Annotated in this window: 9 protein-coding genes; all 9 read left to right on the top strand. The window is 64.0% G+C overall.

The window, feature by feature from the left end; all coding sequences use genetic code 11:
- Positions 1-47 precede the first annotated feature (47 nt).
- The 9 genes from HPY65_04440 to HPY65_04400 all read left to right on the top strand — a co-directional run bounded on the left by HPY65_04440 (position 48) and on the right by HPY65_04400 (position 14335).
- Positions 48-1037 (top strand): KpsF/GutQ family sugar-phosphate isomerase, encoded by a 990-nt coding sequence (locus HPY65_04440; protein ID NPU83716.1) that lies wholly within the window; start codon positions 48-50, stop codon positions 1035-1037.
- 84 nt (positions 1038-1121) lie between these two features.
- Positions 1122-2915 carry an ATP-dependent metallopeptidase FtsH/Yme1/Tma family protein gene (locus HPY65_04435; GenBank protein NPU83715.1) on the top strand — a complete coding sequence of 598 codons (1794 nt, stop codon included), beginning with the start codon at positions 1122-1124 and terminating at the stop codon, positions 2913-2915.
- 16 nt (positions 2916-2931) lie between these two features.
- The gene (locus HPY65_04430) at positions 2932-4650 is read left to right on the top strand and encodes an AMP-binding protein (protein NPU83714.1); all 1719 of its coding nucleotides are present in this window, start codon (positions 2932-2934) and stop codon (positions 4648-4650) included.
- 71 nt (positions 4651-4721) lie between these two features.
- Positions 4722-5843 (top strand): 2-hydroxyacyl-CoA dehydratase, encoded by a 1122-nt coding sequence (locus tag HPY65_04425; GenBank protein ID NPU83713.1) that lies wholly within the window; start codon positions 4722-4724, stop codon positions 5841-5843.
- 107 nt (positions 5844-5950) lie between these two features.
- On the top strand, positions 5951-8338 hold the full coding sequence (locus tag HPY65_04420) for an RNA-binding transcriptional accessory protein (GenBank protein ID NPU83712.1): 2388 nt from the start codon (positions 5951-5953) through the stop codon (positions 8336-8338).
- Positions 8339-8506: 168 nt separating this feature from the next.
- Complete coding sequence (locus HPY65_04415) at positions 8507-9739, top strand: 2-hydroxyglutaryl-CoA dehydratase (GenBank protein ID NPU83711.1); 1233 nt, start codon at positions 8507-8509, stop codon at positions 9737-9739.
- 16 nt (positions 9740-9755) lie between these two features.
- The gene (locus tag HPY65_04410; protein ID NPU83710.1) at positions 9756-10520 is read left to right on the top strand and encodes an SDR family oxidoreductase; all 765 of its coding nucleotides are present in this window, start codon (positions 9756-9758) and stop codon (positions 10518-10520) included.
- A gap of 2 nt (positions 10521-10522) precedes the next feature.
- Positions 10523-11293 carry a 2-hydroxyglutaryl-CoA dehydratase gene (locus HPY65_04405; GenBank protein ID NPU83709.1) on the top strand — a complete coding sequence of 257 codons (771 nt, stop codon included), beginning with the start codon at positions 10523-10525 and terminating at the stop codon, positions 11291-11293.
- Between the two features lie 75 nt (positions 11294-11368).
- On the top strand, positions 11369-14335 hold the full coding sequence (locus tag HPY65_04400; GenBank protein ID NPU83708.1) for a DUF748 domain-containing protein: 2967 nt from the start codon (positions 11369-11371) through the stop codon (positions 14333-14335).
- Positions 14336-14361: the final 26 nt, after the last annotated feature.

Genomic DNA, 14361 nt, shown 5'->3' with positions numbered 1-14361 from the left:
ACCTGCCGGGACGTCTGTCCGGCTGCGCGCAAAGGAACCGACGTTTCATGGCAACCGACCAAACCATCGCCCAGGCGAAAGAAGTCCTCAAGATCGAAGCGGAAAGCATTCTCGGCCTGATGAACCGGCTGGACCGGAATTTCTCCCGGGCCGTCAACCTCATCTGGAAGTCCAAGGGCCGGGTCATCGTCAGCGGCATCGGGAAGTCCGGGCTCATTGGAAAGAAGATTGTCGCCACCCTGACCAGCACGGGTACCCAGGCCCTCTTCCTTCATCCCGTGGAAGGGCTCCACGGCGATCTGGGCATCGTCACGAAGGACGACATCCTCCTGGCCATCTCCAACAGCGGCGAGACCCAGGAGCTTCTCATGCTCGTCGGCAGCATCCAGGCCATCGGAACGCCGCTCATCACCATGACGGGCAATCCCTCCTCCAGCCTCGCACGGGCCGGCGAGGTCGTCATCGACGTGGGGGTCGAGCGGGAGGCCTGCCCCTTCGGGCTGGCCCCGACCTCCAGCACCACCGCCGCCCTCGCCATGGGCGACGCCCTGGCGGTGGCCCTCATCGGGAAGCGCAAGTTCCGCGAGCGGGATTTCTACAAGCTGCACCCCGGCGGCACCCTGGGGCTCCGGCTCCGGGAGAAGGTCCGGGACGTCATGATCAGCGGGGAGCGGATCCCCCGGGTCTTCAAAGGCACCCTCGTCCTCCGGGCCATCGACGAAATGGACGAGAAGAACATGGGCTTCGTTCTCGTAACGGACAAAAAGGACAGGCTCCTGGGAATCCTGACGGACGGCGACGTCCGCCGCCACATCCGGAAGGGACGGACGCTCCAGGGTCCCATCGACGAATTCATGACCCCGAATCCCCGCACCATCGGGGAGGACACCACGCTCGGGGAGACCATCGAGGCGATGCAGCAGCGGGAGATCACCACCCTGGTGGTCGTCAACGGGAAGAACCGGCTCATGGGCTACGTCCACCTCCACGACATCCTCGGGCGGGGCGGCACCCTGAAGATGACCGTCATCCCGTAGGATTCCCGAATCTCCCCCGGGCGTCCCCGCGCGAGGACAGTCCATACTCACCAGCAAGCGGGAACCCCCGCGAGGAGAACATACATGGAGAAAAAGCATCGTTTTTCCATCTGGTACGTCTTCCTGGCCATCTGGGCGGTTCTGCTCATCCAGAGTTACCTCGCCTCCTTCTTTGCCGCCCAGGTGATCCCCTACAGCCAGTTCCTCACTCTCCTGAAGAGCGGCAAGATCACCGAGATCGCCATCACGGCCAACCAGATCCAGGGGAAGATGAAGGTCGAGGGCGGAAAGGCGGAGGACACGAAGGCCTTCAAGACGATCCGCGTCGACCCGGAATTTTCCAACATGCTCGCCCAGTACCCGGTGGTCTTCAAGGGGGAGATCGAATCCACCTTCGTCAGGGACCTCCTGTCCTGGGTCCTGCCGGTCCTGATCTTCGTGGGCATCTGGTATTTCCTCATGAAGCGCATGGGGAGCCAACAGGCGGGCTTCATGACCCTGGGGAAGAACAAGGCGAAGATCTATGTTGAGAACGAGTTGAACGTCACCTTCGACGACGTGGCCGGCGTGGACGAGGCGAAGCAGGAGCTGGTGGAGGTCATCGACTTCCTGAAGAACCCGGGAAAATTCGGAATCCTGGGGGGCAAGATCCCCAAGGGCATCCTCCTGGTGGGCCCGCCGGGGACGGGAAAAACCCTCCTGGCCAAGGCCGTGGCGGGGGAGAGCGGCGTTCCCTTCTTCAGCATCAGCGGCTCCGAGTTTGTCGAGATGTTTGTCGGCATGGGCGCCGCCCGGGTCCGGGACCTCTTTGTCCAGGCCAAACAGAAGGCCCCCTGCATCATCTTCATCGACGAGCTGGACGCCCTGGGGAAGGCCCGGGGGTTCGGCGCCATGGGTGGCCACGACGAGCGGGAGCAGACCCTCAACCAGCTCCTCGTGGAGATGGACGGCTTCGATCCGAAGGTCGGGGTCATCCTCATGGCCGCCACGAACCGGCCGGAGATCCTCGACCCGGCACTCCTCCGGGCCGGACGGTTCGACCGCCACGTCCTGGTGGACCGGCCGGACCGGAAGGGGCGGGAGGACATCCTGAAGGTCCACCTGAAGAAAATCAAGACGGCGCCGGACCTGGACGTGGAGCGCCTGGCCGCCATGACGCCGGGGATGGTGGGAGCGGATCTCGCCAACCTGGTGAACGAGGCGGCGCTTCTTGCGGTCCGGAGGGACCGGACGGACGTGAGCATGGCCGAGTTCTCGGAGGCGGTGGAGCGCATCGTCGGCGGCCTGGAGAAGAAGAACCGCCTCATCAATCCCAAGGAGCGGGAGACGGTGGCCTACCACGAAATGGGCCATGCCCTGGTGGCCCTGTCCCTGCCGGGGACGGACCCGGTACAGAAGATCTCCATCATTCCGAGAGGCATCGCCGCCCTGGGCTACACCATGCAGGTCCCCACGGAAGACCGGTTCCTCATGACGCGGACCGAGCTTCTCAATAAGATCGCCACGTTCCTGGGGGGCCGGGCGGCGGAGGAGATCGTCTTCGGAGACATCTCCACGGGGGCCCACAACGACCTGTCCCGAGCGACGGAGATCGCCAAGAGCATGATCAAGGAGTACGGCATGAGCGAAGGGCTGGGCCAGGTCTATCTCTCCGGGGAGCGGCGCTCCATGTTCCTGGACCCCGCGGCCAGGGAGGCGAGCGACTACAGCGACGAGACCGCCCGCACCATCGACCGGGAAATCAAGGGACTCATCGACGCCCAGTATGCCGTGGCCAGAAGCATCCTGCAGGAGAAGAAGGAATCCCTCGTCCGGGGGGCAAAGCTGCTCCTGGAGAAGGAAAAGCTCGACGGAGAGGAAATCAAGGCACTGCTGTGAAAGGAGGTCCGGTTTTATGGGCGGCAACAAACCCTGGGTGAAGTTCTACGGCCATGTCCCGGAGTCCCTCGACTATCCGCGGGTGACCATGTACGAGGCCCTGATGGGGACGGTGGAGAAGTTCCCCGACGCCGCGGCCTGGGATTTTCTGGACACAACGGCCACTTACCGCGAGTTCGCCCGGGAGATCGACCGGTGCGCCGACGCCCTGGCCGGGCTCGGCCTGAAAAAGGGCGACCGGATCACCATCTCCATGCCCACGAGCCCCCAGGGGGTCATCGCCTTCTACGCCGCCAACCGGCTGGGTGCCGTGGCCAGCATGATCCACCCCCTCTCCACCGCCAAGGAGATCGCTTTCTACCTGAACGTGAGCCAGAGCCGGTTTGCACTGACCCTGGACGCCTTCTACGGCAAGTTCCGGGAGGCGAAGGACGGGACGCCGCTGGAGCGGCTGATCCTGGCGCGGATCCCCGATTACCTGGGCCTCGTCAAGAAGATCGGCTTCAACCTGACAAAGGGCCGGAAGATCCCGCCGGTACCGGCGGACCCGATGGTGACCTGGTGGAAGGACATGATGGCCGCCTCCTGGCCCAAGGCGCCGAAGGCCGACATGGGCACGGACGACATGGCGGTGATCCTCTACAGCGGCGGCACGACGGGCACCCCCAAGGGGATCATGCTCTCCAACTACAATTTCATCAGCGAGGGCATGATGGTCTCCGCCTGGGGAAACCTGGGGAAGAACGACGGCATCCTGGCCATTCTGCCCATCTTCCACGGCTTCGGCCTGGGGGTCTGCATCAACGCCGCCTTCATGGGCGGCGCCAAGAGCATCCTGGTCCCCCAGTTCACCCCGGAGATCGTGGCCGGCCTGATCAAGAAGAAGCGCCCCTCCTTCGTGGTGGGGGTCCCCACGCTCTTCGAGGCCCTCTGCCGGAATCCCGTCATCCAGAGCGCCGACCTGTCCTGCCTGATGGCCACCTTCAGCGGTGCCGACACCCTGCCCCGCCCCGTAAAGGAGCGCTTCGAGACGTTGGTAAAGGAGCGGGGGGGAAACGTGAAACTCCTGGAGGGCTACGGCCTCACCGAGGCGGTGACGGCCATCATGGCCACACCGATCCAGGAGTACCGCGAGGGAAGCGTCGGCGTGCCCTTCCCGGACATGCTGGCCAAGGTCGTGACGGTCGACACGACGGAGGAAGCGCCCCTGGGAGAGGAGGGCGAGCTCTGCGTCTCCGGTCCGGCGGTCATGATGGGATACCTGGACGCCCCGGAGGAGACGGCCCGGACGCTCCGGACCCACGCCGACGGCCGGGTCTGGCTCCACACCGGCGACATCGCCGCCATGGACGCCGACGGCTTCTTCTACTTCAAGCTCCGCCTCAAGAGGATGATCAAATCCTCGGGGATGAACGTCTATCCCGCCCAGGTGGAAGACATCCTCTACGCCCACCCGGAGGTGAAGGACGCCTGCGTCATCGGTGTCCCCGACGAGACCCAGGTCCAGCGGGTGAAGGCCTTCGTGGTCCTGAAGGACCGGGCGAACGAGACCCCGGAAATGGAGCAGAAGCTGATCCGTTATTGCCAGGAGCACCTGATCAAGTGGAGCTGTCCCCGGGAGATTGAGTTCCGGGACACCCTCCCCTGTACGCTGGTGGGCAAGATCGCCTACAACACCCTGGAGCAGGAGGAGATCGAGAAGCTGAAGGCCTGCGGCAAGTTCGCCGGGGAATAGCCGCCGCACGGGCGTGAAAGATCGTCCGCTGTGACAAACGGACCGGAAACCACGACAGGAGATCGAAATCGATGAATCCGATGGCTGAAATCACGGCGGCCCTGGCGGACGCCGGCGGATACGCAAGAGACCTCAAGAAACGGACAAACGGAAGGACGGTGGGCTACGTCTGCTCCTACACGCCGGAGGAGTTGATCCTGGCGGCGGGGGCTCACCCGCTCCGGCTCCTCGGGACGAATCAGGCCATCCACCGGGCCGACGCCCACCTCCAGAGCTACTGCTGCTCCCTTGTGCGGGGCATCCTGGAGGAGGCACTGTCGGGAAACCTGGATTTCCTGGACGGGATGGTCTTTCCCCACACCTGCGACTCGATCCAGCGCCTCTCGGACATCTGGCGCCTCAACATCCCCTTCGGATTCCACGCCGACGTGGTCCTCCCGGTGAAGCTGACCACCGCGAGCGCCCGGGACTACATGGCGGACGTCCTCCGGAAATTCCGGGGGGACCTTGAAAAAACCCTCTCGGTGACGATCACCGACGCGGCCCTCATGGAGGCAATCGACCTCACCAACGGCATCCGGGCGGACCTGCGGCGCCTCTACGAGATCCGGGCGGCGAATCCCGGGTGGATCTCCGGCAGCGACGTCCACCGGATCGTCCGGGCCTCCATGATCATGGACCGCCGGCGGTTTCTTGCCCTCCTGGAGGATCTCCTGGCGGAGGCAGGCGGAAAGGACGCGCCGGCCGCAGCGAAGCAGCCACACCGGCTGATCCTCTCCGGCGGCGTCTGCAACGCCCCGGACGTCTACGGAATGATCGCCGACGCCGGAGGCGCCGTCGTCTGGGATGATCTCTGCACCGGCGGCAGGGCCTTCGAGGAGCCGATTCCCGGCGGCGGAGACCCGATCGAGGGGATGGCGGACCGCCTCGTGAAGCGGGTCGTCTGCCCGGCGAAGCACGGTGGCCTCACGAACCGGGCGGACCACCTGGTGAACCTCGTGAAGGAAAAGGACGCCCGGGGCGTCATCTTCCTCCTCCTCAAGTTCTGCGACCCCCACGCCTTCGATTATCCGTATCTGAAGGCCGCCCTCGACCGGGAGGGCATCCCCAGCATCCTGATGGAAGTGGAGGACCCCCTTCCGCCGGAAGGGCAGCTCCGGACCCGCATCGAGGCATTTCTCGAGATGCTGTAAACCCCGACTTGCCGGCCCCGACCCGCCGTGAACGAGCAGCGGGTCGGTTCGCCCGGCGATCACAAACCCGGGCGATCCCCGGAATCCAAGCAACAGAGGAATCAGACATGACGGAACAGACAGCCAACGCAGCGGGAGAACCCGCGGAAGCACATATTCGGCAGATCGCCGGGGAGCTCGGCATCGCGGCGGGCCAGGTCGAGGCCACGGCGCGACTCCTCGGAGAGGGGGGTACGGTGCCCTTCATCGCCCGCTACCGCAAAGAGGCAACGGGCACCCTCGACGAAGTCCAGATCACGGAGATCCGGGACCGCCTCGTCCAGCTTGCTGAGCTGGACAAGCGGCGCGAGGCGATCCTGAAGTCCCTGGTGGAGCGGGAGCTCCTGACGGACGAGTTGGCGGCAAGGATCGCGGCCGCCGATACCCTCTCCGTTCTGGAGGACATCTATCTCCCCTTCCGGCCCAAGCGGCGGACACGGGCCATGGTTGCCCGGGAAAAGGGCCTGGAACCCCTGGCGGACAGGATCTTCATCCAGGAGTCGGATTTCGACCCCGTTGCCTCTGCAGCCGCCTTCGTCGATGCCGAAAAGGGCGTGGCCTCCGTGGAGGAGGCCCTTGCGGGGGCACGGGACATCCTCGCCGAGCGGATCAACGAGAGCGAGGAGGCCCGGTCCCGCATGCGGGCGTTCTTTGCAGAGAAGGCCTTCTTCCAGTCCCGGGTCGTTCCGGGCAAGGAGACGGAAGGCAGCCGCTATCGTGACTGGTTCGACTGGGAAGAGCCTGCCGTCCGGGCGCCTTCCCACCGGATCCTGGCCATGCGGCGGGGTGAAAAGGAGGAGTTCCTGTTTCTCCGGGTCATACCGCCGGAAGCGGAGGCGCTGGCACTCCTCATGGAGATGTTCGTGAAGGGCGGTGGCCCCACGTCGGAACAGGTCCGGCTGGCTGTCGAGGACGGCTATCGGCGCCTGCTGTGCCCGGCCATGGAGACGGAGATCCGCCTGGCCACGAAGAAACGGGCCGACGCGGAGGCGATCCGGGTCTTCACCGACAACCTCCGCCAGCTCCTTCTCGCCCCGCCCCTCGGGCAGAAGCGGCTCCTCGCCCTGGATCCGGGTTTCCGGACGGGGTGCAAGCTCGTCTGCCTCGACGCCCAGGGAAAGCTCCTCCACCATGATGCGATCTTTCCCCACCTCTCCGAGCGGGCCCGGGGCGAGGCGGCGGAGCGGGTGCAAGCCCTTGCCGCAAAATTCCAGGTTGAGGCCTTCGCCGTCGGGAACGGAACGGCGGGCCGGGAAACCGAGGCCTTCCTCCGGGAGATCGGCCTGCCCGAGGCGGTCCCCGTCGTCATGGTCAACGAGAGCGGCGCCTCGGTCTACTCGGCCTCGAAGATCGCCAGGGAGGAATTCCCCGACCACGACGTCACCGTCCGCGGCGCCGTCTCCATCGGCCGCCGCCTCCAGGACCCCTTGGCGGAGCTCGTCAAGATCGATCCAAAGGCGATCGGCGTCGGCCAGTACCAGCACGATGTCGATCAGACCGCCCTCAAACAGGGCCTGGACGACACCGTCATGAGCTGTGTGAACGCCGTCGGCGTGGAGGTGAACACGGCCAGCGCGGCTCTTTTGACCTACGTCTCGGGCCTCGGGCCCGCCCTGGCGGGCCGGATCGTCTCCCGGCGGGACGAGCAAGGGCCATTTTCCTCCCGGGAGGAGTTGAAACAGGTACCCCGGCTTGGGGCCAAGGCCTTCGAGCAGGCCGCGGGCTTTCTCCGGATCCGGGACGGGGCGAACCCTCTCGATGCCTCCTCCGTCCACCCCGAGCGCTACGGCATCGTGGACCGGATGGCGTCGAACCTGGGGTGCACCGTGGCGGACCTCATCGCGGACGCAGGGCTGCGGAAGCAAATCGACCTCTCCCGCTACATCACCGAAGATGTCGGGCTCCCCACCCTGAACGACATCCTGGCCGAGCTGGCCCGGCCCGGGCGGGACCCGCGCGAGCGCTTCGAGATCTTTCAATTTGCCGAGGGGATCGAAAAGATCGAGGATCTGCACCCGGGGATGAAGCTTCCGGGAATCGTGACGAACCTGACCGCCTTCGGGGCCTTCGTGGACATCGGCGTCCACCAGGACGGACTCGTCCACCTGAGCCAGTTGGCGGACCGGTTCGTCAAGGACCCCGGGGAGGTCCTGAAGGTCCGTCAGGCCGTCGAGGTGACGGTCCTGGCGGTGGACCTGGAGAGAAGGCGGATCTCCCTGTCGCTGAAGAAGAATCCGGACCTTGCGGGAGGCGCCTCCGCGAGCCGGCCGGAGCGGGGCGCGGGTGGAGAAGGTCCCGGCTCCGGGAAGTCCGGCACCGGAACGGATGGACGCGGCCGGCCGGGTCCAGGCGGACCGAAGCGGGACCGGCGGGGACAAGGGAAAAAAGAAGGGAAAGGACAGGACGAACAAATCCCCTTCAACAACCCCTTCGCCGCGGTCTTCGGGAAAAAGTGATCCGCGCCTGCGACACGCTTCGAGTGGTTCAGGCGGAGAAAAGAGCGCCCGCGGTGAATGTGAAGCTTTTTAGGGTTGAAATTCAACCGCTACATGGCTGATATTCAACCGTGGTTTGGAAAATCTGCAACTCCCAAGATTTCTACACAACGGGACAAGGAAAGAATCATGGCATCGACCGGTGAAGACAAGCGGAAGGTGAAGGCCGTCAAGAAGATGAAGGACATCATGACGACCTACTACATCGAGGCCAAGACGGCTGCCCAGACGGGGAAAAAGGTCGCCTGGATCACCAGCGGCGGCCCCGTGGAGCCGCTTCTGGCCATGGACGTCATCCCCGTGTATCCGGAAAACCACGGGGCCATGATAGGGGCCAGCAAGATGGGAGTCGACCTGTGCGAGAAGGCGGAGGCCATGGGCTACGCCAGCGACCTTTGCTCCTACGCCCGCTCGGACATCGCGTGCGCTACCGTCAACGGCGGCCCCATCGGAGGGCTGCCCCGGCCGGACATGCTCGTCTGCGGGAACAACATCTGCGGCACCGTCCTTAAGTGGTACGAGGTCCAGGCCCGGTATTTCGGCTGCCCCCTCTTCATCTTCGACACCCCCTTCTGCCACATCGAATTCAACAAAGACATGAGGCGGTACGTCCGCCGGCAGGTGGACGAGTACACCGCCTTCCTGGGGGAGGTCTGCGGCCGACCCTTCGACTTCGACCGCATGATAGAGGTGGGCCGCCTCTCCGTCGAGGGACAGCGAACCTGGCAGCAGGTCCTGGACACGGCCATGAACCGTCCGGCCCCCATCAGCGCCTTCGACGCCTTCTTCCACCTGGCCCTGATCGTGACCCTCCGGGGAACGCAGATCGCCGTGGACTACTACCGGGAACTCCTGGCGGAGATGCGGGAACGGGCGGCGGAGGGCATCGGCTCCATCCCCAACGAGAAATACCGTCTCCTCTGGGACAACCTGCCCGTCTGGTACCGCACCAAGTGGCTCTCGGAGAAGTTCGCCTCCCACGGGGCCTGCCTCGTGGCGGACACCTATACGTCCGCCTGGTGCGGCTCCCTGAAGTACATGGACGAGAACGACTTCCTGGGCAGCATGGCCGAGGGCTACAGTCGCATCTACCTGAACATCGGTGTCGACGAGATGGCCGACACGGTCGTCGCCATGACCGACAAGTACGGCGTCGACGGCGTCGTCTTGCACTCCAACCGGAGCTGCAAGCCTTACTCCCTGGGCCAGTACGACATCCAGCGGGTCGTGGAGGAGCGGACGGGCATTCCGTCCCTCATGATCGAGGCGGACATGGTGGACGAGCGGGCCTTCTCGGAGAGCCAGATCGATACGCGGATCGACGCCTTCATGGAAGTGATCCGGAACCGGCGGAACGGATAACACAAGGAGGACGCGAATGAACGACATCACCTACGACCTGAGCGGCAAGGTGGCTGTGGTCACCGGCGGCAGCCGGGGAATCGGGCTGGAGATCGCGGACAACCTGCTCCAGCAGGGGGCAAAGGTGGCCATCTGCGGACGAAAGCAGGACGGACTGGACTCGGCCCGAGGCATCCTTAACGGCGGGAACAACCTGCTGGCCGTACAAGCCTACATATCCCGGGAACAGGACGTGGAGAGGCTCTTCGACGCCGTCCTGGAGAAATTCGGAACGGTTGACATACTCATTAACAACGTGGGGATGAACCTGATGAGTGCATCCCTGGTCGATACGGACCTTGCCGTCTGGCAGCGGATCATGGACGGGAACCTCACGGGGGCCTTCCTCTGCTCCCGCCGGGCCGGCAGGATCATGCGGGAGAAAAAGCGGGGCAAGATCGTCAGCATATCCTCCCTGGCAGGCACCCGGGCCACGCCGGGCATGAGCGTCTACGGCATCGCCAAGGCCGCCCTGGAGATGATGACGAAGGTCCTCGGCGCGGAACTGGCGCCCTTCAATGTCCAGGCCAACGCCATCGCACCGGGCCTCGTGAAGACCAATTTCAGCAAGCTCTTCTGGTCCTCACCGGAACTGGCCGAGCTGATCATCAGGGAAACACCCGCCGGGCGGATCTCCGAACCGTCGGACCTGGTCCACTCGGTCCTGTTCCTCTGCTCGGGCTGTTCCGACTTCATCACGGGCCAGACTATCGCCGTCGACGGCGGGGCGTCGATCGTCTGACCATGCTGACAGCAGGCATCGATGTCGGTTCCATCAGCACCAAGGCGGTCCTCCTCGAGGACGGCCGGTTCGTCCGGGGAAAGGTCGCCTTTACCGGCTACAACGCCGAGGCGGCAGGACGCCGGATCTTTGAGGAGATCCTTCAGGAATCCGGACTGGCAGAGGATGCCGTCGGCGGGATCGTCGCCACCGGCTACGGCCGGAAGAGCGTCTCCTTTGCCGGACGCGCCGTCACGGAGATTCTGTGCCATGCCGCGGGAGCCCGCTACCTGGATGCGGAGATCCGCTCCGTCGTGGACATCGGCGGCCAGGACAGCAAGGCCATCGTCCTGAATGCGGACGGGCGGGTGAAGACCTTCGCCATGAACGACAAGTGCGCCGCCGGAACGGGCCGCTTCCTGGAGGTCATGGCCCGGGCTCTGGAAGTGGACCTGGATCTGTTCGGTGCCCTGTCTCTCCATGCGGAGGCCCCGGCCAGAATCAGCAGCCTCTGCACGGTCTTCGCCGAGTCGGAGGTGATTTCTCTCATTGCCAGAGGGGAAAAGCGGGAGAACATCATTGCCGGGATCCACGAATCCATCGGCTCCCGCGTCTCCGCGATGGCCAGGCGGCTCGGGATGGTCCCGCCGGTGATGATGACCGGTGGCGTGGCCCGAAATGCCGGCGTCGTACAGGCCCTGGGGAAAGCCCTCGACCTTCCCCTTCGGGTCTCCCCGCAGGCCCAGCTCACCGGGGCCATCGGGGCCGCGTTCCTGGCCTCCCGGCCGGGATAGACCGCATCACCGCCGGAGCTTTGTCGCCGCGGGCTCGCATGCCGATGAACCCCAGCCTTAACGGGAGGTGACACGATGAGCCGATTCAAGAAGATCACGGTCGCGCTGGGTCTGTTATTCGTCATCCTGATGGTTTCCTCGTATTTCCTGGTCCCGCCGATCCTGAAGTCCGTCCTGGTCAAGAAGCTGTCCGAATCCCTCCATCGCGAGGTGACCCTGGAGCGGATTCATTTCAATCCCTTCACCCTCGCCCTGTCCGTCCAGGGATTCGGCATCCGGGAGAGGGGCGGCACTGAATCGTTTGTCTCCTTCCAGGAACTCTTCGTGAACCTGCAGATCCTCTCCGTGGCCAGGCAGGCGCTCGTCCTCGACGAGGTCAAGCTGGTCAAGCCCTCCGTCCGGATTCTGCGGAACGCCGACGGAAGCTACAACTTCTCCGATCTCCTGGAGAAGAAGCCGGGGGAAGAGAAGAAGGAGCCGGGGAAGCCGTTCCTCTTCTCCGTCAACAACATCCGCCTCATCGACGGCCGCGTCGAGTTCCTGGACAACCCGAAAGATGCAAAGCACACCGCCGAAAACATCCAGGCCGCAATCCCCTTCCTCTCGAACATGACCTACGCCCTGGAAACGAAGGTCGAACCGTCCTTTTCCGCCGTGATCAACGGGACCCCCTACACGCTCAAGGGGGAGACAAAACCTTTTGCGGACTCCCGGGAAACGGAATTCCGGATTTCGATCAAGGACCTGGATATCCCGCATTACACGGCCTACGTGCCCATGAAGCTGAATTTCAGGCTCCCCTCGGCAAAGCTGGACGTCGAGTCCACCCTCACGTACCGTCAGGAAAGGAACAAGACGCCGGCGCTGATCATCAAGGGCACGGCCGGACTCCGCGACGTCGTCCTGGAGGATCTGCGGAAGGCGCGGCTGATCCGCTTCCAGGCCCTCACCGTGGACATGGCCGCCGTGGAGCCTCTGATCGTGAAAATACACCTGGCGAAAGTGGCCCTGAAGGAACCGGAGGTAAACGTCCGCCGGAATGCGGCAGGGGAGATCAACCTCCTGGCCCTTGCTCCGGAAAAAGCGAAAGACGAGAAGAAAGCGGAGGAAAAGAAGGGCCTGCCTGCAGCGAAGGCCGCTCCGGCTCCGGACAAGGCTGGCCCGGTCGTCGACATCGACGAGTTGCTCCTCGAAAAAGGAACCGTCTCCTTCCGGGACGAAACGACCCCGGAGCCGTTTTCACTCCCGCTTCGGGACATCCGTCTGGAGGGGCGCAACCTCTCCACCGCCACCGGGAAGGAGGGAACCCTCGATCTCTCCGTCGGCTTCCCGAAACGGGGCGCCCTTTCCCTGAAGGGGCCGGTTACCATCACGCCGGTCTCGGCCAGGCTGGCCGTAGACGCAAAGGACATCGATCTTCCGGGATTTCAGCCCTATTGGACGGAGGCGGTCAATATCCAAGTAACCGGGGGCAAGATCGGCACCCGGGGATCCCTGACGGTCTCCCTGGCGGAGAAGACCCCCAGGATCCGGTACACGGGGCGTCTTATGGTCACCCGGTTCGCCTCCATCGACAAGGTCCAGGCGGTGGATTTCCTGAAATGGAAATCCCTGTACCTGAACGACCTCGATGTCAATGTATCCCCTCTGAAGGTGCAAATCCGTCAGGTCGCACTGACGGACTTCTATAGCCGGGTCATGGTCTATCCAGACGCCACCCTGAACGTCCAGAGCATTGCGGCGAAGAAAGAAGAAGCGGGGAAACCGCCGGCGAAAGATGAAGCGGCCAAGCCTCAGGCGCCGCCGCAAGAGCCGGCGAAAGATGGGAAGGAGAAACCGAAGGCGGGACCCGACATCACCATCGGCGCCGTAACACTCCAGGGCGGCGAGATCGACTATATGGACCGCCACATCAAGCCCACCTTCTCCGGCCGGCTCGTGGAAATCGGGGGGCGCATCGGCAGGATGTCCTCCCGGGAGGCAATCCAGGCGGACGTGGACCTGAAAGGCAAGCTCGACGGGTACGCCCCCCTGGAAATCACCGGCAAGATCAACCCCCTGAGCAAGGACCTCTTCGTGGATCTGAAGATGTCCTTCAAGGACATGGATCTGAGCCCGGTGACGCCCTATTCGGGCAAATATGCGGGCTACGCCATCGAGAAGGGCAAGCTGTCCTTCGACCTGAGATACCTGATTGCCAAGCGGAAGCTGGAATCGCAGAACGTCATCTTTATCGACCAGCTCACTCTGGGGGAAAAAGTCGAGAGTCCCCAGGCCACGAAGCTACCGGTCTCCCTGGCCATCTCCCTCCTGAAGGACCGCCACGGCCAGATCAAGCTCGACATCCCCGTGGCGGGAACCCTCGATGACCCGCAATTCAGCGTCTGGCGGATTATCGTGCAGGTCCTGGTGAACATCCTCACCAAGGCGGCCACGGCGCCCTTTGCCCTCCTCGGATCCCTGATGGGCGGCGGGGAGGAAATGAGCTATGTTGAATTCGATGCCGGGAGCGCCGCCGTCGGCGATGCAAACCTGAAGAAACTGGTGACGCTCGGGAAGGCATTGCAGGAACGGCCGGCCCTGAAGCTCGAGATCGAAGGCTATGTGGATGTCGAAAAGGAACGGGAGGCGCTCCGGACAGCCCGCTTCCAGAGAAAGCTGAAGGTCCAGAAGCTGAACGAGACCTTGAAAAAGGGCGCTGTCGCGGTGCCCGTGGATGACGTGAAGATCGAGCCGGGAGAGCGGGACCGCTACCTGAAAATGGCCTACGACGCCGAGACATTCCCGAAGCCTCGGAACTTCATCGGCATGGCCAAGAGCCTGCCGCCGGCGGAGATGGAAAAACTGATGCTCACCAACATCGAGATCAGGGACGGGGACCTCCGCCTCCTGGCTTCCCGACGGGCGCAGGCGGTCCGTGACGTCCTGCTGAAATCCGGGGACGTCACGCCGGACCGGGTGTTCATCGTGGAACCGAAGTCCCTGACCCCACAGAAAAAGGAAAAGCTGAAGAACAGCCGGGTGGATTTCCGCCTGAAATAAGAAGGTATCGGAAAGAAAGGAGCAAA

The sequence above is a fragment of the Syntrophaceae bacterium genome, from assembly GCA_013177825.1.
Taxonomy (GTDB): Bacteria; Desulfobacterota; Syntrophia; order Syntrophales; family PHBD01; genus PHBD01.
Note: the sequence above shows the minus strand (reverse complement) of the source record. Positions and strands in the feature narration are given on the sequence as shown.